General features: G+C 61.7%; 24 protein-coding genes. 11 read left to right on the top strand and 13 right to left on the bottom strand.

Going from position 1 to position 24,235, the window contains the following annotated elements:
- Positions 1-48 precede the first annotated feature (48 nt).
- From Q8X51_RS08625 to glyQ, 4 genes are all read right to left on the bottom strand, one after another.
- Positions 49-819: a lysophospholipid acyltransferase family protein gene (locus Q8X51_RS08625; RefSeq protein WP_065926814.1), complete on the bottom strand. Its 771-nt coding sequence runs from the start codon at positions 817-819 to the stop codon at positions 49-51.
- Positions 820-901: 82 nt separating this feature from the next.
- A complete protein-coding gene (gene gmhB / locus Q8X51_RS08620) occupies positions 902-1,438 on the bottom strand; it encodes a D-glycero-beta-D-manno-heptose 1,7-bisphosphate 7-phosphatase (RefSeq protein ID WP_162494271.1) in 537 nt (178 codons plus the stop codon).
- Between the two features lie 2 nt (positions 1,439-1,440).
- Positions 1,441-3,495 carry a glycine--tRNA ligase subunit beta gene (glyS, locus tag Q8X51_RS08615; protein ID WP_065926815.1) on the bottom strand — a complete coding sequence of 685 codons (2,055 nt, stop codon included), beginning with the start codon at positions 3,493-3,495 and terminating at the stop codon, positions 1,441-1,443.
- The gene (glyQ, locus tag Q8X51_RS08610; RefSeq protein ID WP_003187265.1) at positions 3,492-4,445 is read right to left on the bottom strand and encodes a glycine--tRNA ligase subunit alpha; all 954 of its coding nucleotides are present in this window, start codon (positions 4,443-4,445) and stop codon (positions 3,492-3,494) included. The genes glyS and glyQ overlap by 4 nt, the downstream gene beginning before the upstream one ends.
- Positions 4,446-4,526: 81 nt before the next feature.
- Here glyQ and Q8X51_RS08605 point away from each other — a divergent pair, with 81 nt between their 5' ends.
- Both Q8X51_RS08605 and Q8X51_RS08600 read left to right on the top strand, forming a co-directional pair.
- Positions 4,527-5,084, top strand: a complete 558-nt coding sequence (locus Q8X51_RS08605) for a DNA-3-methyladenine glycosylase I (RefSeq protein ID WP_065926816.1) — start codon at positions 4,527-4,529, stop codon at positions 5,082-5,084.
- A 40-nt stretch (positions 5,085-5,124) separates the two neighbouring features.
- The gene (locus Q8X51_RS08600) at positions 5,125-6,012 is read left to right on the top strand and encodes a lysophospholipid acyltransferase (RefSeq protein WP_012721461.1); all 888 of its coding nucleotides are present in this window, start codon (positions 5,125-5,127) and stop codon (positions 6,010-6,012) included.
- A 116-nt stretch (positions 6,013-6,128) separates the two neighbouring features.
- Here Q8X51_RS08600 and Q8X51_RS08595 read toward each other — a convergent pair whose 3' ends face one another.
- From Q8X51_RS08595 to def, 5 genes are all read right to left on the bottom strand, one after another.
- Positions 6,129-6,440, bottom strand: a complete 312-nt coding sequence (locus Q8X51_RS08595) for a tetratricopeptide repeat protein (protein WP_065926817.1) — start codon at positions 6,438-6,440, stop codon at positions 6,129-6,131.
- Positions 6,441-6,458: 18 nt separating this feature from the next.
- Positions 6,459-7,832 (bottom strand): Trk system potassium transporter TrkA, encoded by a 1,374-nt coding sequence (gene trkA, locus Q8X51_RS08590; protein WP_027608153.1) that lies wholly within the window; start codon positions 7,830-7,832, stop codon positions 6,459-6,461.
- A 22-nt stretch (positions 7,833-7,854) separates the two neighbouring features.
- Positions 7,855-9,165, bottom strand: coding sequence for a 16S rRNA (cytosine(967)-C(5))-methyltransferase RsmB (gene rsmB, locus Q8X51_RS08585; RefSeq protein ID WP_407693770.1), 1,311 nt, complete (start codon positions 9,163-9,165; stop codon positions 7,855-7,857).
- A complete protein-coding gene (gene fmt, locus Q8X51_RS08580; protein WP_407693771.1) occupies positions 9,162-10,115 on the bottom strand; it encodes a methionyl-tRNA formyltransferase in 954 nt (317 codons plus the stop codon). The genes rsmB and fmt overlap by 4 nt, the downstream gene beginning before the upstream one ends.
- Before the next feature lie 69 nt (positions 10,116-10,184).
- Positions 10,185-10,691 (bottom strand): peptide deformylase, encoded by a 507-nt coding sequence (gene def / locus Q8X51_RS08575; protein ID WP_407693772.1) that lies wholly within the window; start codon positions 10,689-10,691, stop codon positions 10,185-10,187.
- Between the two features lie 254 nt (positions 10,692-10,945).
- On the opposite strand from def, the gene dprA reads away from it, so the two are divergent.
- Both dprA and Q8X51_RS08565 read left to right on the top strand, forming a co-directional pair.
- The gene (gene dprA, locus Q8X51_RS08570) at positions 10,946-12,049 is read left to right on the top strand and encodes a DNA-processing protein DprA (protein WP_137211755.1); all 1,104 of its coding nucleotides are present in this window, start codon (positions 10,946-10,948) and stop codon (positions 12,047-12,049) included.
- A gap of 75 nt (positions 12,050-12,124) precedes the next feature.
- Positions 12,125-12,682, top strand: a complete 558-nt coding sequence (locus tag Q8X51_RS08565) for an L-threonylcarbamoyladenylate synthase (protein WP_027608149.1) — start codon at positions 12,125-12,127, stop codon at positions 12,680-12,682.
- Between the two features lie 59 nt (positions 12,683-12,741).
- Here the strand turns inward: Q8X51_RS08565 and Q8X51_RS08560 are convergent, their stop codons facing one another.
- Positions 12,742-13,719: a quinone oxidoreductase family protein gene (locus tag Q8X51_RS08560; protein ID WP_065926821.1), complete on the bottom strand. Its 978-nt coding sequence runs from the start codon at positions 13,717-13,719 to the stop codon at positions 12,742-12,744.
- A gap of 188 nt (positions 13,720-13,907) precedes the next feature.
- Here Q8X51_RS08560 and hemF point away from each other — a divergent pair, with 188 nt between their 5' ends.
- Positions 13,908-14,840 carry an oxygen-dependent coproporphyrinogen oxidase gene (hemF, locus tag Q8X51_RS08555; protein WP_065926822.1) on the top strand — a complete coding sequence of 311 codons (933 nt, stop codon included), beginning with the start codon at positions 13,908-13,910 and terminating at the stop codon, positions 14,838-14,840.
- Entirely contained in the window at positions 14,840-15,661 is an 822-nt protein-coding gene (aroE, locus tag Q8X51_RS08550; protein ID WP_253492701.1) for a shikimate dehydrogenase, read from the top strand. Before hemF ends, aroE begins: the two co-directional genes overlap by 1 nt.
- On the opposite strand, the gene Q8X51_RS08545 is transcribed toward aroE, so the two are convergent.
- The 3 genes from Q8X51_RS08545 to betC form a co-directional block, all read right to left on the bottom strand.
- Complete coding sequence (locus Q8X51_RS08545) at positions 15,662-17,230, bottom strand: SulP family inorganic anion transporter (protein ID WP_065926824.1); 1,569 nt, start codon at positions 17,228-17,230, stop codon at positions 15,662-15,664.
- Between the two features lie 159 nt (positions 17,231-17,389).
- Complete coding sequence (choX, locus tag Q8X51_RS08540; RefSeq protein WP_065926825.1) at positions 17,390-18,304, bottom strand: choline ABC transporter substrate-binding protein; 915 nt, start codon at positions 18,302-18,304, stop codon at positions 17,390-17,392.
- A 16-nt stretch (positions 18,305-18,320) separates the two neighbouring features.
- Positions 18,321-19,835: a choline-sulfatase gene (betC, locus tag Q8X51_RS08535; RefSeq protein ID WP_407693773.1), complete on the bottom strand. Its 1,515-nt coding sequence runs from the start codon at positions 19,833-19,835 to the stop codon at positions 18,321-18,323.
- 103 nt (positions 19,836-19,938) lie between these two features.
- Here betC and Q8X51_RS08530 point away from each other — a divergent pair, with 103 nt between their 5' ends.
- From Q8X51_RS08530 to dgoD, 5 genes are all read left to right on the top strand, one after another.
- Complete coding sequence (locus Q8X51_RS08530; RefSeq protein ID WP_137211759.1) at positions 19,939-20,889, top strand: choline sulfate utilization transcriptional regulator; 951 nt, start codon at positions 19,939-19,941, stop codon at positions 20,887-20,889.
- A gap of 31 nt (positions 20,890-20,920) precedes the next feature.
- Complete coding sequence (locus tag Q8X51_RS08525) at positions 20,921-21,247, top strand: DOPA 4,5-dioxygenase family protein (protein WP_027608141.1); 327 nt, start codon at positions 20,921-20,923, stop codon at positions 21,245-21,247.
- Between the two features lie 177 nt (positions 21,248-21,424).
- Complete coding sequence (locus tag Q8X51_RS08520) at positions 21,425-22,390, top strand: 2-dehydro-3-deoxygalactonokinase (protein ID WP_065926828.1); 966 nt, start codon at positions 21,425-21,427, stop codon at positions 22,388-22,390.
- Position 22,391: 1 nt separating this feature from the next.
- Positions 22,392-23,012, top strand: coding sequence for a 2-dehydro-3-deoxy-6-phosphogalactonate aldolase (locus tag Q8X51_RS08515; protein ID WP_053127387.1), 621 nt, complete (start codon positions 22,392-22,394; stop codon positions 23,010-23,012).
- A gap of 47 nt (positions 23,013-23,059) precedes the next feature.
- Positions 23,060-24,208, top strand: coding sequence for a galactonate dehydratase (gene dgoD / locus Q8X51_RS08510; RefSeq protein ID WP_003170741.1), 1,149 nt, complete (start codon positions 23,060-23,062; stop codon positions 24,206-24,208).
- The last annotated feature ends 27 nt before the right edge of the window (positions 24,209-24,235 follow it).

Genomic DNA, 24,235 nt, shown 5'->3' with positions numbered 1-24,235 from the left:
AAAAAAGCCAATTCGCCAACAAAGCGTACACAGGTTATCCACAGACGCTCATACCACCGGCGTCTCCACCACAATCGGCTCCGGCGGCAGGGAACCCATGGCCCGCTGCTGCGCTTCATTCCATGCCTGGGCACGGTCATTCAGCGCGGCAATGGCGCGTGGGCCTTCCCCTTCTGCGTACATTGGCTCGCCTATCACCACAGTGATGGTGCCCGCGCGTTTTGCCCAGCCCGCCTTCGGCCAGAACTTGCCAGCGTTATGCGCAATCGGCAGCACCGGCAGGTTGGCGTTGACTGCCAATGCGGTACCGCCGCGAGAGAACTTGCCTACTGTCCCAAAGGGTACCCGCGTACCTTCCGGGAAGATCAGCACCCACACGCCATCCTTGAGCAGTTCATCGCCCTTCTTGGCGACGTGCTTGAGCGCCGCCTTGGGGTTGTCACGGTCGATGGCGATCGGGCGCAACATGGCCATGGCCCAGCCGAAGAACGGCACGTACAACAGCTCGCGCTTGAGCACCTGGCTCAATGGCGAGAAGTAAGCCGAGAGGAAGAAGGTCTCCCAGGTGCTCTGGTGGTTCGACAGAATCACACACGGCTGGTCCGGTACGTTTTCAGCGCCCTTGATCTCGAAGCGAATGTTCAGGAACACCTTGGTCAGCCACAACGCGCAGCGGCACCAATAGACGTTGATAAAGCGATAGCGCGCCTTGAACGGCAGGAACGGCGCAATAAAAAAGCTCAGGGTGCACCAGAGAAACGAACTGGTGCCCAGCAGCAGGTAAAAGAAAAAGGTTCTGATGGCCTGCAAAATCGACATGGCGGCATTTACCGTTGCGGGACATGGCCCGCCTGTTAAAAGCGCACTCCCGAACAGTCCTTGGCCAGGAAGTCGAAGGCGGCTAGTTGTTGATAAGTTCTGCGGCAACCGCCGCCAGATCGTCAAAAATCAAGGTGCCTACCGGCAGGTTTTTCGCCTGGGTCTTTTCGCCTTTCCCGGTCTTTACCAAAACTGGCTGAGAGTCGACGGCTTTGGCCGCCTCCAGGTCACCGAGGCTGTCCCCGACGAACCATATCCCAGCCAAGGGCACCTTGTAATGTTCTGCAATGATTTTCAACATGCCAGGCTTGGGTTTGCGGCAATCGCATCCCTCATCCGGCCCGTGAGGGCAGTACACCACCAGCCCCACTTCCCCGCCCTGCTCCGCCACCAGGGTGCGCAAGCGCGCGTGCATGGCGTCCAGGGTGGCGATGTCGTAATAGCCGCGGGCGATGCCGGACTGGTTGGTGGCGATGGCCACCGTCCAGCCGGCTTTGCTCAACTGCGCGATGGCCTCGATCGAACCGGGCAGTGGAATCCATTCCGCCACCGACTTGATGTAAGCGTCGGAGTCGTAGTTGATCACCCCGTCCCGATCGAGAATCAGCAGTTTCAACATGGTCAGCTCAGCGTCGAAATGTCAGCGATGTTGACGAACAGGCCACGCAGACGCGCCAGCATGGCGTAGCGGTTTTTCCGCACGCCGGCATCTTCGGCATTGATCATCACCGCTTCGAAGAACGCATCCACCGGCTCACGCAAGGTCGCCAGGCGTGCCAGGGCTTCGGCGTAATTGCGTTCGGCGATCAGCGGCTTCACCGCGTTCTCTGCCTTGGCAATGGCTGAGTTCAGCGAGAACTCCTTGGCGTCGGCAAACAGGCCTGGGTCGACATCGGCGTTGCCCAGGCCTTCGGCCTTGCCCAGCAGGTTCGACACTCGCTTGTTCACAGCGGCCAGGGCGTCGGCTTCCGGCAGCTTACGGAACGCCTGTACGGCTTGTACGCGCTGATCGAAGTCCAGTGCCGAACCCGGTTGCAGGGCACGTACCGACAGGTAGACGGAAACGTCCACGCCTTCGTCTTCATAACGCGCACGCAGGCGGTCGAACACGAACTCCAGCACTTGCTCGGCCAGGCCGGCTTGCTTGACCTTGCCACCGAACTGGCCGACCGCGAACACCACGGCCTGGGTCAGGTCGAGGTCGAGCTTCTTGTCGATCAGGATACGCAGCACGCCGAGGGCCGCGCGACGCAGGGCATACGGGTCTTTGCTACCGGTAGGCAGCATGCCGATACCGAAGATACCGACGAGGGTATCCAGCTTGTCGGCGATGGCCACGGCCGCACCGGTCAGGGTGGTCGGCAGCTCGGCGCCGGCGCCACGCGGCATGTACTGCTCGTTCAGCGCCAGCGCGACATCGTCCGCCTCGCCATCGTTGAGGGCGTAGTAGTAACCGGCAACGCCCTGCATCTCCGGGAACTCGCCGACCATTTCGGTGGCCAGGTCGCACTTGGACAGCAAGCCTGCACGCGCAGCCCAGGCGGCATCACCGCCGATGCGTGGGGCAATGTAGGCCGCCAGCTTGGAAACGCGCACGGCCTTGTCGTAGACGCTGCCGAGTTTTTCCTGGAATACCACGTTCTGCAGGCGCAGGTTGAAGTCTTCGAGTTTCTGCTTCTTGTCTTGCTTGAAGAAGAACTCGGCGTCAGTCAGGCGCGGACGCACGACTTTCTCGTTACCGGCGATGATCTGCTGCGGGTCCTTGCTTTCGATGTTGGCCACGGTGATAAAGCGCGGCAGCAACTTGCCGTCCACGTCCAGCAGGCAGAAATACTTCTGGTTGTCCTGCATGGTGGTGATCAGCGCTTCCTGCGGCACATCGAGGAAACGTTCTTCGAACGAGCACACCAGCGGCACCGGCCATTCAACCAGCGCGGTCACTTCGTCGAGCAGGCTTGGCGGCACGATGGCGGTGCCTTCCTGCAGGCGGGCGAGTTCTTCGGTGCGCTTGCTGATCAGCTCGCGACGCTCGTTGGCATCGGCCAGCACGTAGGCAGCACGCAGATCGGCGGCATAGTTAGCCGGCGAAGTGATGCGCACCGCTTGTGGATGGTGGAAGCGATGGCCACGGGAATCACGGCCAGCTTTCTGGGCGAGGAGGGTGCAATCGATGACCTGGTCACCGAGCAGCATCACCAGCCACTGGGTCGGGCGTACGAACTCTTCCTTGCGCGCGCCCCAGCGCATGCGCTTGGGAATCGGCAGGTCGTTCAGGGAGTCTTCGACGATGGTCGGCAACAGGCTGGCGGTGGGCTTGCCTGTGATGACCTGGCTGAAACGCAGTTTCGGACCGCTCTGGTCGATCTCGCTCAGCTCCACACCGCACTTCTTGGCGAAGCCCAGTGCGGCTTGGGTCGGGTTGCCTTCGGCGTCGAAAGCCGCCTGGCGTGGCGGGCCGTCGAGGTTGATGCTGCGGTCCGGCTGCTGGGTTTCCAGCGCGGTCAGCAACACGGCCAGGCGGCGCGGCGCGGCGTAGACTTTCTTCGCTTCAAACTTCAGGCCGGCGCTCTGCAGGCCTTTTTCGATACCGGCCAGGAACGCATCGGCCAGGGTATTGAGTGCCTTGGGTGGCAGCTCTTCGGTGCCCAGTTCAACCAGGAAATCTTGAGCACTCATTGTGCAGCCTCCAGCTTAGCCAACACTTCATCACGCAGGTCCGGGGTGGCCATCGGGAAGCCCAGCTTGGCGCGAGCCAGCAGGTAGGCTTGGGCGACGGAACGCGCCAGGGTGCGTACACGCAGGATGTATTGCTGGCGCGCGGTTACCGAGATGGCACGGCGGGCGTCCAGCAGGTTGAAGGTATGGGAGGCCTTCAACACCATTTCATAGCTCGGCAACGGCAGCGGCTGGTCGAGTTCGATCAGGCGCTTGGCTTCGCTTTCATAGAAGTCGAACAGTTCGAACAGCTTGTCGACGTTGGCGTGTTCGAAGTTGTAGGTCGATTGCTCCACTTCGTTCTGGTGGAACACATCGCCATAGGTCACTTTGCCGAACGGGCCGTCAGCCCACACCAGGTCGTAGACCGAATCCACGCCCTGCAGGTACATGGCCAGGCGCTCGAGGCCGTAGGTGATCTCGCCGGTCACCGGGTAGCACTCGATGCCACCGGCCTGTTGGAAGTAGGTGAACTGGGTGACTTCCATGCCATTGAGCCAGACTTCCCAGCCCAGGCCCCAGGCGCCGAGGGTGGGCGACTCCCAGTTGTCTTCGACGAAACGGATGTCGTGCACCAGCGGGTCGAGGCCCACGTGCTTGAGCGAGCCCAGGTACAGTTCCTGGAAGTTGTCCGGGTTCGGCTTCAGGACTACCTGGAACTGATAGTAGTGCTGCAGACGGTTCGGGTTTTCGCCGTAGCGGCCGTCAGTCGGGCGACGACTGGGCTGCACATAAGCGGCGTTCCAGGTTTCCGGGCCGATGGCCCGCAGGAATGTAGCGGTGTGGAAAGTGCCGGCGCCTACTTCCATATCGTAGGGCTGAAGTACCACACAACCTTGCTCGGCCCAGTATTGCTGGAGGGCGAGGATCAAGTCTTGGAAGGTACGCACGGCTGGCGTAGGCTGGCTCACGAAATTCACCTGTTACTTGGGCTGCGATTTAAAGAGCGGGAGTATACCCGATTCGGCCGCGCCACCATCCCCTGGAGCCTTATGCCACGCTGCTTTTGGTGTTCTGAAGATCCGCTGTACATGGCTTATCACGATCAGGAGTGGGGAACGCCGCTGCGCGATGCGCAGGGTTTGTTCGAGTTGCTTTTGCTCGAAGGGTTCCAGGCGGGCCTGTCCTGGATCACCGTTTTACGCAAACGCGAGCATTATCGAAAGGTCTTGTTTGGTTTTGATGCCCGGCGTCTGGCACAGCTGACCGATGCCGAGATCGAAGCGCTGATGCTTGACCCTGGCATTGTGCGTAACCGCCTCAAGCTCAACGCCACCCGGCGCAACGCCGCAGCCTGGCTGGCGCTTGAAGATCCGGTGGGGTGGCTCTGGTCGTTTGTCGGCGGCGTGCCCAAGGTCAACCATTTCAAGGACCGCAGCGAAGTGCCTGCGATTACGCCGGAGGCTGAAGCCATGAGCAAAGCACTCAAGAAAGCCGGCTTCACCTTTGTCGGCCCGACCATCTGTTACGCGTTCATGCAGGCCTCGGGCATGGTCATGGACCACACCCAGGACTGCGACCGTTACGCGGACTTGGCCAACGCCGGTTAGAATGGCGGCTTTGCGCACCACACACGATCAGGAGTGACCTGTGGAAAAGTTTAAAGGCGCCTTGCTGGTAGGCGCTCTTCGGTTGTTTGCCCTATTGCCCTGGCGCGCGGTTCAAGCGGTCGGCACGGCCATCGGCTGGATCATGTGGAAAACCCCTAACCGCTCCCGTGACACGGTGCGGATCAACCTCTCTAAATGCTTCCCGGACATGGACCCCGCCGCGCGCGAGCGCCTGGTTGGCCAGAGCCTGAAGGACATCGGCAAGTCCCTTACCGAAAGCGCCTGCGCCTGGATCTGGCCGGCCCAGCGCTCCATCGACCTGGTGCGTGAAGTCGAAGGCCTTGAGGTGCTGCACGAAGCCCTGGCCTCGGGCAAAGGTGTGGTCGGCATCACCAGCCACCTGGGCAACTGGGAGGTGTTGAACCACTTCTATTGCAGCCAGTGCAAACCGATCATTTTTTACCGCCCGCCCAAGCTCAAGGCGGTGGACGAGTTGCTGCGCAAGCAGCGCGTACAACTGGGTAACCGCGTGGCGGCGTCCACCAAGGAAGGCATCCTCAGTGTGATCAAGGAAGTGCGCAAGGGCGGCCAGGTGGGTATTCCGGCCGACCCGGAGCCGGCCGAGTCCGCAGGGATCTTCGTGCCGTTCTTCGCCACCCAGGCGCTCACCAGCAAGTTCGTGCCGAACATGCTCGCCGGCCACAAGGCCGTGGGGGTGTTCCTGCATGCGCTGCGGCTGCCGGACGGTTCGGGCTACAAAGTGATCCTGGAAGCGGCGCCGGAAGACATGTACAGCACCGACACCGCCACCTCCTGCGCGGCGATGAGCAAAGTGGTGGAGCGTTATGTCGGCGCCTACCCGAGCCAGTACATGTGGAGCATGAAGCGCTTCAAGAAACGCCCGCCGGGTGAAGAGCGGTGGTACTGACCCACTGCTGACTAAATGTGGGAGGGGGCTTGCCCCGATAGCGGTGGTTCAGTCAACTATGCATTGGCTGACACACTGCTATCGGGAGCAAGCCCCCTCCCACATTTTCGATCTGCTTAGCTTTGGCGGTCGAGTTTCTTCAGGAACACCGTCATTTCTTTCTCGGCCTGCTTGTCGCCATGGGCCTGGGCCGCTTCGATGCCCTTCTCCCACGCCTGTCGCGCCGCGGCGTTATCACCCTGCCCCAGCTGCGCCTTGCCCAACAACTTCCACGCCGCCGAATACTTCGGATCGAACTCGACGCATTTGTGCAAATGCTCCGCCGCCTTGGCATTGTCCTTCAGGTCCAGATAACCCTTGCCCAGCCCAAAGCGCAGCAGGGAATTATCCACACCCTTGGCGAGCATTTTTTCCAGGGATTCGAGCATGTCGGTCACTCCGGTTGATCAGAAAAAGCTCAATCCCACGTGGAACAGCTTCTCCACATCGCGGATATGTTTTTTATCCACCAGGAACAGGATCACGTGGTCACCCGTGGCGATCACCGTGTCGTCGTGGGCGATGATCACTTCCTCATCACGAATGATTGCGCCAATGGTGGTGCCCGGCGGCAGGCCTATATCGCGGATGGCCTTGCCGATCACTTTGCTCGACTTCGAATCACCGTGGGCAATCGCCTCGATGGCCTCCGCCGCCCCCCGGCGCAGGGAGTGCACGCTGACGATATCGCCCCGGCGCACGTGGGCAAGCAAGGTGCCGATGGTGGCCAGTTGCGGGCTGATGGCGATGTCGATATCGCCGCCCTGGATCAGGTCGACATAGGCCGGGTTGTTGATGATGGTCATGACCTTCTTGGCCCCCAGCCGCTTGGCCAGCAAGGACGACATGATGTTGGCCTCGTCATCGTTGGTCAGGGCCAGGAAGATATCCGCGTCGGCGATGTTTTCTTCCATCAGCAGGTCGCGGTCCGAGGCACTGCCTTGCAGTACGACCGTGCTGTCCAGGGTGTCGGACAAATGCCGGCAGCGTGCCGGGCTCATCTCGATGATTTTCACCTGGTAGCGACTCTCGATCGCTTCGGCCAGGCGCTCGCCAATCTGCCCGCCGCCGGCGATGACGATGCGTTTGTAGCTCTCATCGAGCCGACGCATTTCACTCATGACGGCACGAATATTCGCTTTGGCAGCGATGAAGAATACTTCGTCATCGGCCTCGATCACCGTATCGCCCTGGGGCAGGATCGGCCGGTCACGTCGGAAAATCGCGGCTACGCGGGTTTCCACATTCGGCATGTGTTCACGCAGTTGACGCAATTGCTGACCCACCAGCGGTCCACCGTAGTAGGCCTTCACCGCCACCAGTTGCGCCTTGCCGCCGGCGAAGTCGATCACCTGCAAGGCGCCCGGGATTTCGATCAGGCGCTTGATGTAGTGGGTGACGACCTGTTCCGGGCTGATCAGAACGTCCACGGGGATGGCGTCGTTATCGAACAGGCCGGCGCGGGTCAGGTAGGCGGCTTCACGCACCCGGGCGATCTTGGTCGGGGTGTGGAACAGGGTGTGGGCGACCTGGCAGGCGACCATATTGGTCTCGTCGCTGTTGGTGACCGCGACCAGCATGTCGGCGTCGTCGGCACCCGCCTGACGCAGCACGGTGGGAAACGACGCCCGGCCTTGTACGGTGCGGATATCCAGGCGGTCGCCCAGGTTGCGCAGGCGCTCGGCATCGGTGTCGACCACGGTGATGTCATTGGCTTCACTGGCCAAATGTTCGGCCAGTGTGCCGCCAACCTGCCCTGCTCCAAGGATGATGATTTTCATCCGGTCACTCCCTTAAACCCGTTCAGCCGCGCGCGGCGGCGATCTTGATCAGTTTGGCGTAGTAGAAACCATCATGCCCGCCTTCCTGCGCGAGTAACTGGCGGCCATGGGGCTGTTTGATACCAGCTGCCGTGGCGAGGTCCAGTTCCCGCGCGCCGCTGGTGCGGGCGAGAAAGGCTTCGATCACCTCGGTGTTTTCGGTGGGCAAGGTGGAGCAGGTGGCGTAAAGCAGGATGCCGCCGACTTCGAGGGTCGGCCACAGTGCGTCGAGCAGTTCGCCTTGCAGCACCGCCAGGGCGGTGATGTCGTCGGGTTGGCGGGTGAGCTTGATGTCCGGGTGACGGCGGATCACACCGGTGGCGGAACACGGCGCGTCAAGCAGGATGCGTTGGAACGGTTTGCCGTCCCACCAGGTGGCGGTGTCGCGGCCGTCGGCAGCGATCAGCTCGGCGCTGAGGCCCAGGCGTGCGAGATTCTCCCGTACACGCACCAGACGCTTGGCTTCCAGATCGACCGCCACTACACCGGCCAGGTCCTTTTCAACTTCGAGGATGTGACACGTCTTACCGCCTGGAGCACAGCAGGCGTCCAGTACACGCTGACCGGGAGCCAGGTCGAGCAGGTCGGCGGCCAGTTGCGCGGCTTCGTCCTGCACACTGATCCAGCCTTCGGCGAAGCCCGGCAGGCTGCGCACGTCGGTGGCCGCTTCCAGCACAATGCCGTCGCTGCTGTACACGCAGGGCGTAGCGTTAATACCTGCGCTCGTCAGCAAGTGCAGATACGCATCACGGCGGTGATGGCGGCGGTTGACCCGCAGGATCATCGGTGGGTGCGCGTTGTTGGCCGCGCAAATGGCTTCCCATTGCTCGGGCCAGAAGGCCTTCAGGGATTTTTGCAGCCAGCGCGGGTGAGCGGTGCGCACCACCGGGTCATGTTCCAACTCGGCCAGCAGCGCTTCGCTTTCGCGCTGGGCGCGGCGCAGTACCGCATTGAGCAGGGCCTTGGCCCAGGTTTTTTTCAGCTTGTCGGCGCAACCGACGGTTTCACCGATGGCGGCGTGGGCCGGCACGCGGGTGTAGAGCAGCTGATAGAGACCGACCAGCAGCAGCGCCTCGACATCAGCATCGGCCGCCTTGAACGGTTTTTGCAGCAGCTTGGCTGCCAGCGCCGACAACCGTGGTTGCCAGCGGGCGGTGCCGAAGGCCAGGTCCTGGGTGAAACCACGATCGCGGTCTTCGACCTTGTCCAACTGCGTGGGCAGCGAACTGTTCAGCGAAGCCTTGCCGTTGATTACGGCGGCCAGGGCCTTGGCGGCGGCCAGACGTGGGTTCATTGGGTTGCCACCCCGAGGATCGTGCCCAGGGAAAATTTCTCACGGCGACTGTTGTACAAATCGCTGAAACTAAGCGCCTTGCCACCGGGCAATTGCAGACGGGTCAGGCACAGCGCCTGTTCGCCGCAAGCGACCAGCAGCCCCTCCTTGCTGGCACCGATGATTTCACCGGGTGTGCCTTTGCTGTCGACCAAGGTCGCGGCCAACACTTTCAAGGCCTCGCCATTGAGGGTGCTGTGGCAGATCGGCCACGGGTTGAAGGCACGCACCAGGCGTTCCAGCTCCACAGCCGGGCGGCTCCAGTCGATGCGGGCTTCGTCCTTGTTCAGCTTGTGGGCGTAGGTGGCCAGGCTGTCGTCCTGCACCTCACCTTGCAGGGTGCCAGCGGCGAGACCGGCAATGGCCTGGATCACGGCGGGCGGGCCCATCTCGGCGAGGCGGTCGTGCAGGCTGCCACCGGTGTCTGCGGCCGTGATCGGGGTGGTGACTTTGAGCAGCATCGGGCCGGTGTCCAAACCCGCCTCCATGCGCATCACCGTCACGCCGCTTTCGCTGTCGCCTGCCTCCACGGCACGCTGGATCGGCGCCGCACCGCGCCAGCGTGGCAGCAGTGAGGCGTGGCTGTTGATACAGCCCAGGCGTGGAATATCCAGCACGACCTGGGGCAGGATCAAACCGTAGGCCACCACCACCAGCAAGTCCGGTTGCAGCGCCGCCAGTTCAGCCTGGGCCTCGGCGTTGCGCAGGGTCGGCGGTTGCAGCACGGGGATGTTGTGCTCAAGCGCCAACTGCTTGACCGGGCTTGGCATCAGTTTTTGCCCGCGACCGGCCGGGCGATCCGGCTGGGTGTACACCGCGACGATGTCATAAGGGCTGGCAAGCAGGGCCTTGAGGTGTTCGGCGGCAAATTCAGGCGTGCCGGCAAAAACAATGCGCAATGGCTCGGTCATGGGAGGTCTCGGTTAAAAGCAGTCACAAAAGAAAAAGGCTTGCCGCAGCAAGCCTTTGGAAGGAGGGCATCAAGCTTGCTGGCGATGCTTTTTTTCCAGCTTCTTCTTGATCCGGTCGCGTTTGAGCGTGGACAGGTAATCGACAAACAGCTTGCCGTTGAGGTGGTCGCATTCGTGCTGGATGCACACGGCCAGCAGGCCTTCGGCAATCTGTTCGAACGGCTTGCCATCGCGGTCGAGGGCCTTGATCTTCACGCGCAGCGGGCGCTCGACGTTCTCGTAGAACTCCGGTACCGAGAGGCAGCCTTCCTGGTATTCGCCCATCTCGTCGGTCAGCGGTTCGAACTCGGGGTTGATGTACACCCGCGGTTCGCTGCGATCTTCCGACAGGTCCATGACCACGACGCGCAGATGCACATTGACCTGGGTGGCGGCGAGGCCGATACCAGGCGCTTCATACATTGTTTCAAACATGTCATCGACCAGCTGACGAACCTTGTCGTCCACTACGGCCACCGGCTTGGCGATTGTGCGCAGGCGCGAGTCGGGGAATTCGAGGATGTTCAAAATAGCCATAAGCGTAATTGCTGCACATGTGAGGTAAAGGCAAATCGGCGGTGGGAATGGACCCATACGGCCGGTGTGAAACGCCCGAAAGCCGCGAAGGCCCTGGCATTTCACGCGAACGCACATAATAAAGGAGATTCACCCCATGAGGAAATCGCTACTTATCCCCCCGTTTCGAGACTGCCCCTCGACCGTAATAAATAGCCTGCTAAATAAGTTACCAACAGAGTTATCCACAGCTTGTTCCGGTCAAGGATGATCAGATGCTTTCGAAAAACTGCAATGAAATTTCCCCTTCAGAACTGGAAGCCCGCCTACGCCTGCACAGGCTGCCGGAGGTAGGCCCGAAGCGTTTTCGGTTGTTGATCGAAGCGTTCGGCAGCGCTTCAAAGGCCATCGGCGCCCCGGCCAGCGCGTGGCGCTCCTTGGGGTTGTCACCCATCAGCGCCGATGCCCGCCGTAGCCATGAGATCCGCGACGGTGCCAGTGAGGCGTTGGCCTGGTTGGAACGTCCGGACCAGCATTTGCTGATGTGGGACCAACCTGAGTACCCGGCACTGCTCGCCCAGATAGATGACGCCCCGCCGCTTTTATTTGTCGCCGGCGACCCCGGGATCCTGGAAAAACCGCAACTGGCGATGGTCGGCAGCCGCCGTGCATCCCGCCCCGGCATGGACACGGCCGCTGCATTTTCCCGCAGCCTGGCGAGCGCCGGTTTTGTCATCACCAGTGGCCTTGCGCTGGGTATCGACGGTGCGGCCCATCAAGCCGCTTTGGATGTGGGGGGGCATACAATCGGCGTACTCGGCACGGGCCTGGAAAATCTTTATCCACAGCGCCATCGACGGCTTGCGGCGGCGATGATTGCCCAAGGCAGCGCAGTGGTTTCCGAGTTTCCGCTGGACGCCGCGCCCCAGGCCGGTAACTTCCCCCGGCGCAACCGCATCATCAGCGGCCTGTCCCTGGGCGTGCTGGTGGTGGAGGCCAGCATGGCCAGCGGCTCGCTGATCACTGCCAAGCTCGCGGCCGAGCAAGGGCGCGAGGTGTATGCAATCCCGGGCTCCATCCATCATCCCGGGGCCAAGGGGTGTCACCAGTTGATCCGTGATGGTGCGATGCTGGTGGAAACCATTGAACACATCCTCGAAGGCTTGCGTGGTTGGCAGGCATTGTCGCGCCCGGCGCCGATGCCTGTGATACATCCGTTGGTGGCGCTGTTGCACGCGGCGCCCCATACCAGCGAAGCCCTGGCGCTGGTCAGTGGGCGGCCGTTGGCCCAGGTGTTGGCGACCCTCACGGAGTTGGAACTTGAAGGCCTGGTGATCTGCGAAAGCGGGCGCTGGCTTGCGCGTGGCCAGCTTTTGTAGCGGCCAGCTTTTTGGAACTAGGTTTTGTAAAGAAGATCGGTAAACTGCCCAGAGCTTTAGTCCGGAGAGTAAATAATGGTCAACAGGTGGCGTGTGCTGGAAGCCGCACGAGAAATTCGCGCAGGCGCGGTGATTGCCTATCCAACCGAAGCGGTCTGGGGCCTGGGTTGCGATCCATGGAACGAAGAGGCGGTGGATCGGCTGCTGGCGATCAAGAACCGTTCGGTGGACAAGGGCCTGATCCTGGTGGCAGACAATATTCGCCAATTCGACTTTCTGTTCGAAGACTTCCCGGATACCTGGATCGAACGCATGGCCAGCACTTGGCCCGGACCGAATACGTGGCTGGTGCCGCATCAGGATTTGTTGCCGGAATGGGTCACCGGTGTGCACGACACGGTGGCGCTACGGGTGAGCGATCATCCGCTGGTACGGGACTTGTGCGCGCTGGTGGGACCGTTGATTTCCACCTCAGCCAACCCCCAGGGCCGCCCGGCGGCGCGCACGCGGATTCGTGTGGAGCAGTACTTTCGCGGGCAGGTGGATCTGGTTCTGGGTGGTGCCCTGGGTGGGCGCAAGAACCCGAGCCTGATTCGCGATTTGGCAACGGGTGAGGTGGTGCGGCCTTCCTGAGACCGCGTCGCGCCTATCGGGGGGCAAGTGGAATCGTTGCACCGCCCCCGAAGAGGCCCTCAAGGCAACAGAATGGTCGACCCAGTGGTACGCCGCCCCGACAACTCCGTCTGTGCCTTCGCCGCGTCCGCCAGCGAATACCGCTGGTTGATATCAATGCGCACCTTGCCGCTCTTGATCATCGAAAACAGATCATCCGCCATCACCTGCAAGTTCGCCGGATTGTTGGCGTAGGTCGCCAGGGTCGGCCGTGTCACGTACAGCGAGCCTTTGGCCGCGAGTATCCCCAGGTTCACCCCATCCACCGCGCCCGACGCGTTGCCAAAGCTCACCACCAGGCCACGTGGCGCCACGCTGTCCAATGAGGTCAGCCAGGTGTCTTTGCCGACGCCGTCGTAGACCACAGGCACCTTTTTGCCGTCGGTCAATTCCAGCACGCGCTGTGCGACATTTTCCTTGCTGTAGTCGATGGTTTCCCACGCGCCGAGAGATTTGGCCAGGGCGGCTTTTTCTGGCGAGCTCACGGTACCGATGAGCTTCACGCCCAGTGCCTTGGCCCATTGGCAGGCCAGGGAGCCCACGCCACCGGCGGCGGCGTGGAACAGGATGGTCTCGCCACCTTTGAGCTCATAGGTCTGGCGCAGCAGGTATTGCACGGTCAGGCCCTTGAGCATGGCGCCGGCGGCTTGTTCGAAGCTGATGTCGTCCGGCAGGTGTACCAGGTTGGCGGCAGGCAGCACGTGCAATTCGCTGTAGGCCCCGAGCGGGCCGCTGCCGTAGGCCACGCGATCGCCGACTTTAAATTGCGTGACTTCGCTGCCCACCGCATCAACCACCCCGGCGCCTTCTGCGCCCAGCCCCGATGGCAGGGCCGGCGGCGCGTAAAGGCCACTGCGGAAATAGGTATCGATGAAATTCAGGCCAATCGCCTCGTTACGCACTCGAACCTGCTGCGGGCCCGGCTCTGCCGGTGTGTAGTCCACATATTCAAGTACGTCGGGGCCGCCATGGGCGCTGAACTGGATACGTTTGGCCATCTGCACTTCTCCTGAGGTCGAATTCGCGTAGCCCCCTATCGGACTCCTAAGCTTGATCTTCGTCAACTGTGGCGCTCCTAAGTGCAGTGCTATCTGCAGTGCTATCTAAGCGCAGTGGTATCCTGTGCGCCCATTTGCCGCCGACGCCCTGTGGCTTCGCGTAGCTTTGCCCGATTCAAGGTGATGTCATGACTACTCGCACCGAGGCTGTCAAAGCCTACCTGCTCGACCTGCAAGACCGCATTTGCAGCGCCCTGGAAACCTTCGAGACGGACACTCGCTTTATCGAAGACGCCTGGACCCGGCCTGCCGGCGGCGGCGGTCGCACCCGTGTGATCGAGAACGGCTCGGTCATCGAAAAGGGCGGCGTTAACTTTTCCCACGTGTTCGGCAGCGGCCTCCCACCGTCAGCCAGTGCGCATCGCCCCGAGCTGGCCGGTCGCGGGTTTGAAGCCCTGGGCGTGTCGCTTGTGATTCATCCGCACAACCCACACGTGCCGACGTCCCACGCCAACGTGCGTTTTTTCATCGCCGAAAAAGAAGGCGAAGAGCCGGTGTGGTGGTTCGGTGGCGGCTTCGACCTCACGCCCTACTACGGCAACGAAGAAGACTGCATTCACTGGCACCGCGTGGCCGAGCAGGCCTGCGCGCCGTTTGGCCCGGACGTTTACTCGCGCTACAAGGCCTGGTGCGATACCTACTTCCACATCAAGCACCGCAACGAGCCCCGTGGTATCGGCGGCCTGTTCTTCGACGACTTGAACGAGTGGGACTTCGACACCTGCTTCGCCTTCATCCGCGCCATCGGCGACGCCTACATCGACGCCTACCTGCCGATCGTGCAACGTCGCAAAGCCAGCGCGTATACCGAACAGCAACGCCAGTTCCAGGAATTCCGTCGCGGCCGCTACGTTGAATTCAACCTGGTCTACGACCGTGGCACCCTGTTCGGCCTGCAATCGGGCGGGCGTACCGAGTCGATCCTGATGTCGCTGCCGCCCCAGGTGCGCTGGAGCTACGACTGGAAAGCCGAGGCCGGCAGCGAAGAAGCACGCCTAACCGACTACTTCCTGCAAGACCGCGATTGGCTGGGCATCGCCGCGCCTAAGGCGGCTGTTTGATGGATCGTTATGTGGTGTTCGGCAACCCCATCGGCCACAGCAAGTCGCCGCTGATTCACCGTATGTTCGCCGAGCAGACTGGCGAACAACTGGACTACAGCACCTTGCTCGCGCCGCTGGAGGATTTCACCGGCTGTGCCCGTGAGTTTTTCCAACAGGGCCGAGGTGCCAACGTCACCGTGCCGTTCAAGGAAGACGCCTATCGCCTGGCCAACAGCCTCACCGAACGCGCCCAGCGCGCCGGGGCGGTGAACACCTTGAGCAAACTCGCTGACGGTACGTTGCTCGGCGACAACACCGACGGCGCCGGCCTGGTGCGTGACCTGACGGTAAACGCCGGCTTGAATCTGCAAGGCAGACGCATCCTGTTGCTGGGCGCGGGTGGCGCGGTAAGGGGCGCGTTGGAGCCGTTGCTGGCTGAACGGCCCGCTTCGTTGATCATCGCCAACCGTACCGTGGAAAAAGCCGAATTGCTCGCCGAGCTGTTCGACGACCTGGGCCCGGTGTCCGCCAGTGGTTTCGACTGGCTGCGTGAGCCGGTGGACGTGATCATCAATGCCACGTCCGCCAGCCTGTCAGGCGATGTACCGCCGATTGCCGGCAGCCTGATCGAACCGGGCAAGACGTTTTGCTACGACATGATGTACGCCAAGGAACCGACTGCGTTCTGCCGTTGGGCCAGTGAGCAAGGCGCAGCCGTGGCGATGGATGGCCTGGGCATGCTGGTGGAGCAGGCGGCCGAAGCGTTCTTTCTGTGGCGTGGTGTTCGTCCGGATTCGGCGCCGGTGTTGGCTGAACTGCGCCGGCAGTTGGCGCAGTAATCAATCTTCAAACTGGATGGGGCATTTATCGGCCCCCTCCAGTTTTTTCAACTCGTCCACCACCTGCGGCCTGGCGCGGCGCAATGTCAGGCTACGGCCCAGCCCGCTTAAACGACGCGCCTCCTGGTGCAGCATCTCCACCCCGGAATAGTCGATAAAGTTGATCTGCTGCGCCTCGATCACCACCCGTTCACCCTGCAAGCTTTGCAGGCGTACTTGCAGGTAATGGCTGGCGCCAAAGAAGATCGACCCACCGACGCGCAACACATCCTCTTCCCCATCACGCCATTGCTGTACCCGTGGCTGCGACGTGCGCTTAAGGTAGAAAAACAACGACGCCAACACCCCCGCATAAATCGCCGTTTGCAACTCCAGCAACAAGGTGGCGACACAGGTCAGGCTCATCACTACGAACTCTGCGCGGCTCACGCGGAACAACGCACGAATACCCCGACGATCCACCAGGCCCCAGGAAATCAGCAAGATGCTGGCGGCCATGCTCGGGATCGGAATATGTGCGATCAATGCGGCGCCAAACAGCGCAAACAATGCCACCCATACTGCGGAAAACACCCCGGCCAACGGCGAACAGGCGCCCGACTCATAGCTGAGGCCGGAGCGGGTGAACGACCCTGCCGACAGATACCCGGAGAAAAATCCGCCAACGATATTGGATAAACCCTGGGCGCGAACTTCCTGGTTGGCATCGAGCAATTGTTGCGAACGGGCCGACAGCGAACGGGCAATCGACAGACTGGTCACCAGCCCCAGCATGCCCACCGCAACGGCGCTGGGCAGCAGGCGCAGGATCATGTCCGGATCCAGCGGCAGCGGGCTGAACGGTGGCAGCTTGCCGATAAACGAACTGACGAGCGCCACATGCCCGAACATCGCCGGCCATAGCCACGTTGCCAGGCTACCCAGGGTCAGTGCGATCAGTAGCGTTGGCCAGCGAGGCACAAGGTATTTGAGCAACGCGCCCACCAGCAAAGTACCGAGTCCAAGGGCGAGGGAGGCGTGGTCCCACTCGCCAGCGTGGTCGATCAGCGCCAGCAGGCTATTGATCGCTGTGGCCTGGCTCGGTAAATCCAGGCCAAGCAGATTGGGCAGCTGCCCGAGGGCGATCACCACGGCGGCACCGAGGGTGAAACCCAGCACCACCGAATGCGAGACGAAGTTCACCAGCGCGCCAAAGCGCAGCATGCCCAGCAGCCACTGGAATACCCCGGCGAGGAATGTCAGCAACAGGATCAGGGTGATGTAGTCCTGAGACCCCGGCACGGCCAACGGGCTGACGCTGGCGTACAGCACGATGGAAATCGCTGCCGTGGGGCCACAGATCAGGTGCCAGGATGAACCCCACAGGCAGGCGATCAGCACCGGGATGATGGCGGCATACAGACCGTACTCCGGTGGGAGACCGGCGATCAGCGCGTAGGCAATCGACTGGGGCAGCGCGAGCACGGCACCGCTGAGGCCGACCAGCGCGTCCCGGCCGACGCTGGCGCGGGTTTGACGCGGGAGCCAGCGGAGGAAGGGGAAGAGTGTATGGCGGTTGGGCCGGGGCATTTATAACTCGGCTGAAAAGGTTTGACTCAGGGTATCAGTACACACTGGTCCTTGCGGGAGGGGGCTTGCTCCCGATATAGGTGGACCCGTCTAAATCTCTCTGACTGGCACTCCGCTATCGGGAGCAAGCCCCCTCCCACATTGGAATAGCGCAAGGCCCTAGAGTTTGGCCTTTACTGCCGGCAACGCGTCCTTGCCATCCACGGTTTTCACACCGTCGAGCCATTTGTCCAATACAGCCGGGTTCGCCTTGATCCACGCCTTCGCCGCGTCGGCATTGCTGACCTTGTTGTTGGCCACCTCAGCCATGATGCTGTTCTCCATCTCCTGGGTGAAACTCAGGTTGGTCAACAGTTTGCCAACGTTAGGGCAGGCCTGCGCATACCCTTTGCGGGTCAAGGTATACACACTGCCGGTGTCACCGAAGTATTTCTCGCCGCCTTTGAGATAGTGCATTTTCAGTTGCACGTTCATCGGGTGCGGTGTCCAGCCGAGGAAGGTGACGAATTTCTGCTTCTTCACCGCCCGTGACACTTCCGCCAGCATTGCCTGCTCGCTGGACTCGATCAGCTTCCACTGGCCAAGGTCGAAGTCATTCTTCTTGATGATCTCCTGCAGCGAGATATTTGCCGGCGCGCCCGAGCCGATGCCGTAGATCTTCTTGTCGAACTTGTCGGCGAATTTGTTCAAGTCGGCAAAGTCATGCACCCCGGCATCCCACACATAATCCGGCACGGCGAGAGTGAACTCGGTGCCGTCGAGGTTCTTCGCCAACTGCACCACATCGCCGTTGGCCACGAACTTGTCGTAGAAGCCCTGCTGCGCCGGCATCCAGTTACCCAGGAACACATCCACCTGGCCGTCCTTGAGCCCGCCGAAGGTGATCGGCACCGCCAGGGTGTCGACCTTGGCCTTGTAGCCCATGCCGTTCAGCAGGAAACCGGTAATGGCGTTGGTGGCGGCAATGTCGCTCCAGCCTGGATCGGCCATCTTCACGGTCTCACAGCGGGTGTCCGCATACGCATTGGCACTACTTAGCACCAACATGCCCACTACTGCAGTTAACTTTTGCATGGCCTTCCCTCTGTATTTATTGGTTTTGGCAGGGTTGTGGATAACGTGCCTTGCGCTCCAGGTCGTCGAGGTCGATATGGTTGCGCATGTATTGCTGACTGGCGTCCACCAGTGGCTGGTGATCCCAGCTCTTCAGCTTGCCTTGGGTCAGCGCCTCGAATACCAGGCGACGACGGCGTTGGCTGGCGACCACCTGCTGGTGGATCGCCGGGATGTCCCACTTGGCCCGCGCCTCATTCAAAAACGCCTCGAACAGTGGCCGGTGTTCCGGTGACTGGCTGAGGTCTTCCCGCTCGTGCGGGTCGTTGTGCACATCGAACAGTAGACAAGGGTCGTCTTCGCTGTAGATGAATTTGTAGGCGCCACGGCGAATCATCATCAATGGGCTGATGGTGCCTTCGGCCATGTATTCGCCAAAGACTTCGTCATGCCCGCCCTGCCCCTGCAAGTGCGGGACCAGCGAGCGGCCGTCCAGGGGCAGGCGCGGGTCCAGCTCGCCGCCGGCCAGTTCCACCAGGGTCGGCAGCAGGTCGGCGGTGGACACTGCCTGGGTTACGCGGCCCGGCGCAAATTGCCCCGGCGCACTGACCAGCAGCGGCACGCGGGCGGCCATTTCAAACCAGTGCATTTTGTACCAGAGGCCGCGTTCACCGAGCATGTCGCCGTGGTCGCCGGAGAAAATGATGATGGTGTCGTCGGCCAGGCCGGTGTCTTCCAGGGTCTGCAGCAGCTTGCCGACATTGCTGTCGATGTAGCTGCACGCGCCGAAGTAGGCGCGGCGGGCGTCGCGAATTTTATCCACAGGCAGCGGCTTGTCCCACAGGTCATAGACCTTGAGCAGACGCTGGGAATGCGGGTCGAGATCTTCCTGGTTCGGCGTTGCAGGCAAAGGGATGTCGTTGTCGTCGTACAGGTCCCAGAACGGCTTGGGAATGGTGTACGGGTCGTGGGGATGGGTCATCGACACGGTCAAGCAGAACGGCTGGTCACCGTCTTCGCGGATGTGGTCGAACAGGTACTGCTGGGCCTTGAACACCACCTCTTCGTCGAAATCCAGCTGGTTGGTACGCACGCACGGGCCGGCTTGCAGCACCGAGGACATGTTGTGGTACCAGGTGGGGCGTACGTCCGGCTCATCCCAATTCACTGCCCAGCCATAGTCGGCGGGGTAGATGTCGCTGGTCAGGCGTTCTTCATAGCCATGCAGTTGGTCGGGGCCGCAGAAGTGCATCTTGCCCGACAGCGCGGTGCGATAACCGAGGCGCCGCAGGTAGTGGGCATAGGTCGGCACATCGGCGGGAAAATCCGCCGCGTTGTCGTAGGCGCCGATCTTGCTCGGCAATTGGCCGCTGACCAGGGTGAAGCGTGAGGGGGCACACAGTGGGCTGTTGCAATAGGCCGCGTCGAACACCACGCCCTGTGCGGCGAGGCGGCTCAAATTCGGCAGCTTGATGGGGGAATGTCCGTAGAACGGCAGCATCGGCGCGGCCATTTGATCGGCCATGATGAAAAGAATGTTCTTGCGCTTCATGGGTCTTCGGCATTCCATAGGCAGTGTTTATGCGAATGAGCATGCAGCCCATGTAAAATGGGGTAAAGCCCATGACGAGCAATGTCTAGGATAAGCGCAGCTTATGTATGAAGCCCTTGGAGACCTGTCCCTCGACCTGCTACGCGCATTCGAGGCGGCCGCGCGCCATCGCAGCTTTACCGCCGCTGCGATGGAGCTGGGTACCACTCAGCCGGCGATCAGCCAGCAGATCAAGCGCCTTGAAGAACAACTGACGATCCGCCTGTTTGACCGCATCTATCGGGGCATCGAACTGACCGACGCCGGCGCCCTGCTGTTCGAGCATGTGCAAGGCGGTTTGCAGAACATCAACCAGGGCCTCAGTGTGATTACCCAGCAGGACCAGCACGAAGTGCTGCAAGTGGCCACAGACTTTGCGTTCGCCGCCTATTGGCTGATGCCGCGCCTGCATCGCTTCCACGCCGCCAACCCGCAGGTGGACGTGAGCCTGGTGACCAGCGAGCGCAACCACGCGACACTGCGCAGTGACATCGATGTGGCAGTGCTGTTTGGCGATGGCCGCTTCAAGCAGGGCGACAGCCTTTGGCTGTTCAACGAGGAAGTGTTCCCGGTGTGCAGCCCGCAATGGCTCAAGGAGCAGGCCAGGCCTTTGACTGTGCACACCTTGCCCGACTACCCGTTGCTGCACCTGCGCCAGGAAAACAACAGCCAGTGGTTCGACTGGAGTGGTGTATTCCGCGAGCTGGGTATCACCGCCGCACCCACGCCCGGCCAGCTGCGATTCGACAACTACACCTTATTGATCCAGGCAGCGATTGCCGGCCAAGGGGTGGCGATCGGCTGGCGCCATTTGGTGGATAACCTGCTGGAACAGAACTGGTTGTGCCGACCGATCGGCAACACGGTGATTTCGCGCTTTGGCTATTACGTGGTGCAGCCCCAGCGCAAGCGGCGTGGGCAGTTGGTCGAACGTTTCGTCGACTGGTTGCAGGCAGAACAGGCCAGCAGCGCGCAGTCCCTGACCGGACTGGCCCTGCCATCGATTGCGGTCTAGGATTTGCCGCACATTGGATCCGGAGTCCGTCATGCAACGTATCAAGGGCTACCATGCCCATATCTACTTTGACGCCAGCACCATCGACCAGGCGCGCACCCTATGTGAAGACGGCGCGAAACTGTTCCCGCTGCGCATGGGCCGTGTGCATGAACGGCCCGTAGGTCCGCACCCGGACTGGAGCTGCCAGCTGGCGTTCGATGCCGAATACATTGGCGTGGTGCTGCCGTGGCTGGCGCTGCATCGCAATGGGCTGGTGGTGTTCCTGCACCCCGAAACCGGCGATGAGCTGAAGGATCACACCGATCACGCGATCTGGATGGGTGCGATGCGCGAGCTGGACCTGTCGGTTTTTTAACCTCCCCTTATCAGATAAAAACCGCCCCTTCCCGCAGTAAAAGGCGAGGAAGTTGTAGGATTTATCTTGTCTTGTCTCAATATATGGGACTGTTATTTATATATTGAGATATTGCCGGCCATAGGTTTATATTCGCCCATCTGCTTTTTTCAGCACCCACTCATTTCAGGTGAAGCGATGCAGGCGCAATTGATCGCGCTCGATTGGGGGACCAGCTCCCTTCGTGCTTATAAACTCGGGCCCGCAGGCGTCGTGCTGGAACAGCGCTCGCTGGCGTCGGGCATCATGCATTTGCCCAGTGAGCCCCGGGACATCGGCGGTGTGCACTGCAGCGATGGCTTCGAGTTGGCGTTCGATGCGGCATGCGGCGACTGGCTCGACGCCCAACCCCATCTTCCAGTGATCGCCTGCGGCATGGTCGGCAGCGCCCAGGGCTGGAGCGAGGCGGCATATCGCAATACGCCGGTCGACGTCGCCAGCCTGGGCCAGGCGTTGCACACGGTGCGCAGCCTGCGCGGCGTCGATGTGCGTATCGTGCCCGGCGTGATCGAGCAGGTCGGTTTGCCCAATGTGATGCGCGGTGAAGAAACCCAGGTGCTGGGTGTGCTGCAAAGCCTGTCGGCCAACGGTGAAATGTTGATCGGCCTGCCCGGCAGCCATTCCAAATGGGTCGAGGTGGTGGAAGGTTGCATCACCCACTTCGATACCTTCATGACCGGTGAACTGTTCGCGGTGCTGAGCAAGCACAGCCTGCTGGGGCGTACGCAAAAGGTATCCGCGCAGTTTCAGGCCGAGGCTTTTGACCGCGGCGTTCAAGTGGCGCTGTCGAACGATGGCCAGCGCGGCGTGCTGTCGACCTTGTTCAGTGCGCGCACCCTGGGCCTGACCGCCGAACTCACCCCTGAGCAGCAGCCCGATTACCTGTCCGGCCTGCTGATCGGCCATGAACTGGCCGGCTTGCCAGCCAGTGCACGGCACATCCCCATCATCCTGGTGGGCGCTGGCCCGCTTTGCGTGCGCTACCAACGCGCCCTCGCCCTCTGCGGTTTCGCCCACGTCAGCCTGGCGCAGGAAGCGACCGAGCGCGGCCTGTGGCAACTGGCAGTGGCCGCCGGGCTCACTCAACCTGCAACGGAGGCCTGACATGCTCAAGCAAGCACTGGCACAAAACGGTTTGATCGCGATCCTGCGCGGTGTGCGCCCGGACGAAGCCCAGGCGGTCGGCCAGGTGCTGTACGACGCCGGTTTTCGCGTGATCGAAGTCCCGCTCAACTCGCCGGACCCTTACACCAGCATCCGCACCCTGCGCGACAGCCTGCCCGCCGATTGCCTGATCGGCGCCGGTACGGTGTTGACGCCTGCGCAGGTCGAGCAGGTGAAAGCCGCTGGTGGCCAAGTGATCGTCATGCCCCACAGCGATGCCAAGGTCCTGCGCGCCGCCAAAGCCGCTGGCCTGTACCTGTCGCCGGGGGTGGCCACGCCCACCGAGGCGTTCGCCGCGCTGGATGAAGGCGCCGACGTGTTGAAGCTGTTCCCGGCCGAGCAAATGGGCCCTTCTGTGATCAAGGCGTGGCTGGCGGTATTGCCGGCAGGCACGTTGCTGCTGCCGGTGGGCGGCATTACCCCGGACAACATGCAGGTGTTTATCGACGCCGGCGCCAAGGGGTTCGGGCTGGGTTCCGGGTTGTTCAAACCGGGTATGACAGTGGATCAGGTAGCGAGCCGCGCCCAGGCTTATGTCGCCGCCTGGAAAGCCCTGAGCTGAGATCAAGTTCCGCGCCCCTGGCGCTGCATCTATAAGAGAGATAACAGATGAAAATCACCAAACTGACGACCTTTATCGTCCCGCCGCGCTGGTGCTTCCTCAAGGTCGAGACCGACCAGGGCGTGACCGGCTGGGGTGAGCCCGTAGTCGAAGGCCGCGCTCACACCGTGGCTGCGGCGGTCGAGGAACTGTCCGATTACCTGATCGGCAAGGACCCACGCAATATCGAAGATATCTGGACCGTGCTCTACCGCGGCGGCTTCTACCGTGGCGGCGCCGTGCACATGAGCGCCCTCGCCGGCATCGACCAGGCGCTTTGGGACATCAAGGGCAAGGCCCTGGGCGTATCGGTCAGCGACCTGTTGGGTGGCCAGGTACGCGACAAGATTCGCGTGTACTCGTGGATCGGTGGCGACCGCCCTGCCGACACCGCCCGCGCCGCCAAAGAGGCCGTGGCCCGTGGCTTTACTGCGGTGAAAATGAACGGCACCGAAGAGTTGCAGTTCGTCGACAGCTTCGAAAAAGTCGACCTGGCCCTGGCCAACGTCGCGGCCGTGCGCGATGCGGTCGGCCCTAACGTCGGCATCGGCGTCGACTTCCATGGCCGTGTGCACAAGCCCATGGCCAAGGTGCTGATGAAAGAACTGGACCCGTACAAACTGATGTTTATCGAAGAGCCGGTGCTCAGCGAAAACTACGAAGCCCTCAAGGAACTGGCGCCGCTGACCAGCACCCCGATTGCCCTGGGCGAGCGTCTGTTCTCGCGCTGGGACTTCAAGCGCGTGCTCAGCGAAGGCTACGTCGACATCATCCAGCCGGACGCTTCCCACGCGGGCGGTATCACCGAAACCCGCAAGATCGCCAACATGGCCGAAGCCTACGACGTGGCCCTGGCCCTGCACTGCCCGCTGGGCCCGATTGCCTTGGCGGCGTGCCTGCAACTGGATGCGGTTTGCTACAACGCGTTTATCCAGGAGCAAAGCCTGGGCATTCACTACAACGAGAGCAACGACCTGCTCGACTACGTGCGCGACCCGGGCGTGTTCGACTATGACCAGGGCTTTGTGAAAATCCCCAACGGGCCGGGCCTGGGGATCGAGATCAACGAGGAATACGTGATCGAACGCGCAGCCATCGGCCATCGCTGGCGCAACCCGATCTGGCGCCACGCCGACGGCAGCTTTGCCGAGTGGTGATGTCTGCCTGAAAGAACGCGGTCAAAC

Source organism: Pseudomonas sp. Yb2C2 (assembly GCF_052112325.1).
Lineage (GTDB): Bacteria > Pseudomonadota > Gammaproteobacteria > Pseudomonadales > Pseudomonadaceae > Aquipseudomonas > Aquipseudomonas marginalis.
This window is presented reverse-complemented; position numbering and strand designations above follow the sequence as displayed.